This is a genomic window from Frankia sp. CeRuru1 (genome assembly GCF_977966315.1).
The window spans coordinates 1-4,351 of record NZ_CDWWEW010000409.1 but is presented as its reverse complement, the minus strand read 5'-3'; the positions used below and the strand labels follow the sequence as shown (position 1 = coordinate 4,351).

The following is a 4,351-nucleotide window of genomic DNA, read 5'->3' as shown; positions in this document are numbered from 1 at the left end:
GTGCGGATCCATCATCGGTCGCACACCGCTGGAACAGAGGAAAACTTTCGATGACGGCTTCCCGGCCCCGGCAGCCCAAGACCTTGATCGCCGACCCGTTCCAGCCCGTGATCAACTCCTTCCGGCTCCACCTGAGCGCCGAAGGCAAGTCCCCCAAGACCATCCGCACGTACGTCGAGGCGGCGCAGTGGTTCGCCGCGGCGCACCTGCTCGCGCGCACCTCCCACACCGACTGGGAGGACGTGACCGCGGACGACGTCCGCGCGTGGCTGGTCTACCTTCTTGATCAGTACTCGGACAGCTACCCCAACAACCAGTACCGGGCCCTGCAGCAGTTCTTCAAGTGGCACGCGGACGAAGAAGAGGTCGACAACCCGATGGGCCGGCTCAAGCCGCCCAAGGTCGCAGAGAAGGTCGTCCCGGTGTTCACCGAGGAGGAGCTGAACCTCCTGTCGAAGACCTGCCGGGGCAAGACGTTCGTCGACCGCCGGGACCAGTCGATCATCGAGCTGTTCAAGGCGACCGGGATCCGGCTCTCGGAGATGGCCGGCATCTGCTACGACCCGGAGCACCCCGAGCGCGGTGACATCGACCTGGAGCGCCGCGAACTGCGCGTCACGGGCAAGGGCCGCGAGGAACGGATGGTCAAGTTCGGCTACAACGCCGCACGGGCCATCGACCGGTACCTGAGGCTGCGCGGGAAACACGCCTACGCGCACAGCCCGAAGCTGTGGCTCGGGATCAACAACCGCCAGCCGATGACCGCGAACGGCATCTACCAGATGATCTCCCGTCGCGGCGACGAAGCAGGCGTCGTGGTCCACCCGCACAAGTTCCGGCACCACTTCTCCCACTCGTGGCTCGACAAGGGCGGCAACGAGGGCGACCTGATGGAGCTGAACGGCTGGACGTCCCCGCAGATGCTCCGCCGCTACGGCGCCAGCGCCCGCAACGTCCGCGCTCGCCGCACCTATGATCGGATCATGAACGGCGAGTAGGGCGACCGAGTCCCCTGATGGCGGCGGCCCGGAAGAGTTACGACTCCTCCGGGCCGCCGCCGCATGTCTGATCTCTCGCAGCCATGGCGCCGGAAGTGGCGACAGCGTGGCCGTCCTTGCCGCTGACAGTGGCAAGGACTCGACGCGCCGCGTCGGCCGGGCTGGCTCGGATCTCGCACTCCCACAGCCGCACGACCGTCCATCCTGCCTGGCGAGCACGTTCCGACGCACGGGCATCGCGCTCCCGGTTGCGCTGCAGCTTCGCCGCCCAGAGCGGTGCGTTCGGACCGCTGAACGTCGTCCGGCCATGTATCGGACAGCCATGCCAGAAGTCACCGTCCACCCACACGGCGACCCTCCGGCCAGGGAGAACAAGATCGGGGTTGCAGCCCACGGCGAGGCTACGTCTCAGCCGGAACCTGGCACCAGCGGCGTGCAGGGCGCGGCGCAGCAGCATCTCCGGTTCGGTGTCGCTGTTACGTCGGCCCCGGAGGCCAGCGGCTGCCGACGTCGAGACCCACCTTTCGGGCACGCCGCAATCCTTCCACCAGCCTTCTGGGCTGTCCTGTCGGCCCCATCCGCTACGTTCCTCCTCAGAGGAGGCCGCGATGGAGAGCACCGAGAGTGCAGCCCTGCCCAGGGATGCACTGCCAAGCACGCTGGCTGGGGCCGGGCAGCGTGCCGGCACTGCCGGATCGTTCAGCGCTGTCGATCTTTTCGCGGGCGCTGGCGGTGCGTCGGCCGGCCTAGTGGCCGCGGGGGCCGATCTACGGCTTGCAGCCGAGATCGACCCTGACTATGCCTCGACTCACCAGGCCAACTTGCCGGCCTCTGTGCTAGTCGGAGACTTGCGTAACGTTGACAGCGAAAAGATCGCATATGCGGCCGATGTCGCGCAGGGAGAGCTTTCACTCCTGTTCGCGGGCCCGCCCTGTCAAGGTTTTTCAATCATGGGATCACGGGTCATATGGGATGAGCGCAACAACCTCTTCCTGGAGGTTCTGCGGACCGCGAAAGATCTGCAGCCGAAGTGCGTCGTGATCGAGAATGTTCCAGGGCTGGTGACGCTGGCCGGTGGAGCCTATCTACGCTCGATTCTGCAAGGGTTGTCCGACATCGGATACGCGTCCGGGTGCGCCGAGATGCTGGCAGCCCAATATGGGGCCCCTCAGATGCGCTGGAGATTGGTCATCATCGCCTGGCGTAAAGACCTCGGCATACCTGCTGGTCACGGCTTCCCGGCCCCGACCCACGGCGGGAACATCGGCGACCTTCTCCCGAACTGCACTATCACTGCGGCGCAGTCCTCTCGTTTCCTGACTACCCGGGACGCCATCGCCGATCTACCGAAGGTTGAAGCAGGAGAACAGAACGACCAGTACATCGGGCCGCCAACGACCGCCTATCAGCGAGAAATGCGCGGCGACCTGACTGATGAGCTGTGGAATCACTACGCGGCCAAGTTGTCTGAGTCTAATCTAGCCCGAATCGCACATCTAAAGCCGGGTGAGGACTGGCGTGACCTCCCATTCGAGCTACTTCCGGCAGGAATGCAGCGAGCACTCCGTAAGGACCATACTCGCCGGTATCGTCGAATGTCCTGGGATGGCGTGCCGCGTACGATCGTTACTCGCTTCCGTGATCCAAAAACTGGCGAGTACACCCACCCGGAGCAGAATCGAACGATTACCATCCGAGAGGCGGCAAGAATTCAGGGCTTTCCGGATAGTTTCGTATTCCTCGGCAGTCGGTCAAGCCAGTATGACCAGGTCGGGAACGCAGTGCCGGTGCAGTTGGCTAGGAGTATTGCCGAGGAGGTCGGTCGTTGCCTTGCCGGTAAACCAACACATCGGCTTGACAGCCCTTTCCGACGTCGTCCGGTTTCCTTCCTTGGTCCGCATGGAGACCTGCTTCCTACGCTAACCGACAGCGCCGCATGATGGCCGAGGGCTTTCTTCCGCTAACGTCAGCACCAAGTCGGCGACCCCATTTGGCCGAGTGGCACGGCCACAGGGTATTCCCAATTGTGGCGGCACACGAGGAAGCGATCCGGGACCAGCGGCAGCGCCGTTGCCCGTTTCTATCTGACGTCCTCGGAAGCAACCAGAACTGTGTCAAGTTAGCGAATAGTCAGGGCGTCTGTTCGATTAGTGCCGAAAGTAACGGCCACCGCCAAGACTGGCTAGTGTGCCCCTACAGGGCTTTGGATGACACGCTAGTGGAAACCATGACTAGGCGTTTGTTCTCCGTGGAAGACGGGAGGCCGGTAGCTATCCAACCGGTCCTGACGCTATCCGAAGAAGGCGTCAGAAAACTCCTCGGGGACGGCAGCGGGACCCGGGTTTTCTGTTACTTTCAGGAGAAGCTCGGAGGTGAAATCGGTCTTTCGCGGACCACTGCCTCGCCTGAGCTATCATTTGATATCACGCTGGTTGAACTTTTGCTGTCGGACGACGGCGCCCGGGTCTGTCTCGGACGTTACGGCGTGATTGAGCTGCAGACCACCGACACTCATGGCAGTTACAAGCATGCGGTCTCCGCGCTGCGTGGCGCACTCGATCTTCACCCGTCTGACTTCCCCGCCCAGGTGGCTGCAAATCAGGAGTGGGCGGGCAGAAAAGTCGAAGGTCCCAATATCTCGAATGTTTTCAAGCGGACTTTCTACCAGGTTTCCTTCAAGTTTCAGGTAACGAAAAGGGAAACATCCGTGGGTTGTGTCCTTGCCATCCCACAACCCGTGTGGGACTCCTGGCAGCCATTCCTTGGTAAGCCGGACCTGCACCAACAGGCTGATGGGACCTGGCGCCTCCTCGACGACCAGAATACCGCACCAGCGGACTGGATCTACGTATTTGACATCGCGGAGGAACCGGCAGACAACGGGGCACCCGCACCGATCGAGATCAAACTTGTGATCGGGACGGACGCATCGACACTCAGTCGCGCGGCACTCGACGTTGCCCCTGCCAGAGCTATCGAGAACTCGGTTGGCAACGACGCGGTTCTTGTTTCCCTGGGTAGCAGACTACGCAAGTATCTGCCCAGCCTCCTTGCCGTTCAGCCTTCTTCGGTGACCCCTGTCTCGCCGACGTCTGCTGGCAGCGATTCCTGACGTCCAGGGCTCCGGCACGTTCGCGCTTTGGTGTGATCGTGGCCGTGCGTCCTGGGTGGCGCTGATCGCGTGATCGATCCAGGTGTTCGTTGTTCTGGCCTGCTGGGCGGTGCCCTGGCCGGTTCTGTCAGCTGAGGTCCCGGTCCGCCCGGAGTTGGCTGGTGGGGTCCCGGTATGCCCTGATCGGGCGGGCGCGGGGGTCGGCGGGCGGACACGGCCAGGTCACGCGTCGCTGAGAAGA

Annotated in this window: 4 protein-coding genes; 3 read left to right on the top strand and 1 reads right to left on the bottom strand. The window is 63.0% G+C overall.

Annotated elements, in window-relative coordinates; translation table 11 throughout:
* Window positions 1–998 (top strand): tyrosine-type recombinase/integrase (locus AC08OP_RS21465; protein WP_476615831.1); only part of this gene is annotated, 998 nt, incomplete at its 5' end.
* A gap of 37 nt (window positions 999–1,035) precedes the next feature.
* On the opposite strand, the gene AC08OP_RS21460 is transcribed toward AC08OP_RS21465, so the two are convergent.
* The gene (locus tag AC08OP_RS21460) at window positions 1,036–1,530 is read right to left on the bottom strand and encodes a very short patch repair endonuclease (protein WP_476615830.1); all 495 of its coding nucleotides are present in this window, start codon (window positions 1,528–1,530) and stop codon (window positions 1,036–1,038) included.
* A gap of 76 nt (window positions 1,531–1,606) precedes the next feature.
* On the opposite strand from AC08OP_RS21460, the gene AC08OP_RS21455 reads away from it, so the two are divergent.
* On the top strand, window positions 1,607–2,938 hold the full coding sequence (locus tag AC08OP_RS21455) for a DNA cytosine methyltransferase (RefSeq protein ID WP_476615829.1): 1,332 nt from the start codon (window positions 1,607–1,609) through the stop codon (window positions 2,936–2,938).
* A 278-nt stretch (window positions 2,939–3,216) separates the two neighbouring features.
* Window positions 3,217–4,110, top strand: a complete 894-nt coding sequence (locus AC08OP_RS21450; RefSeq protein WP_476615828.1) for a PDDEXK family nuclease — start codon at window positions 3,217–3,219, stop codon at window positions 4,108–4,110.
* Window positions 4,111–4,351: the final 241 nt, after the last annotated feature.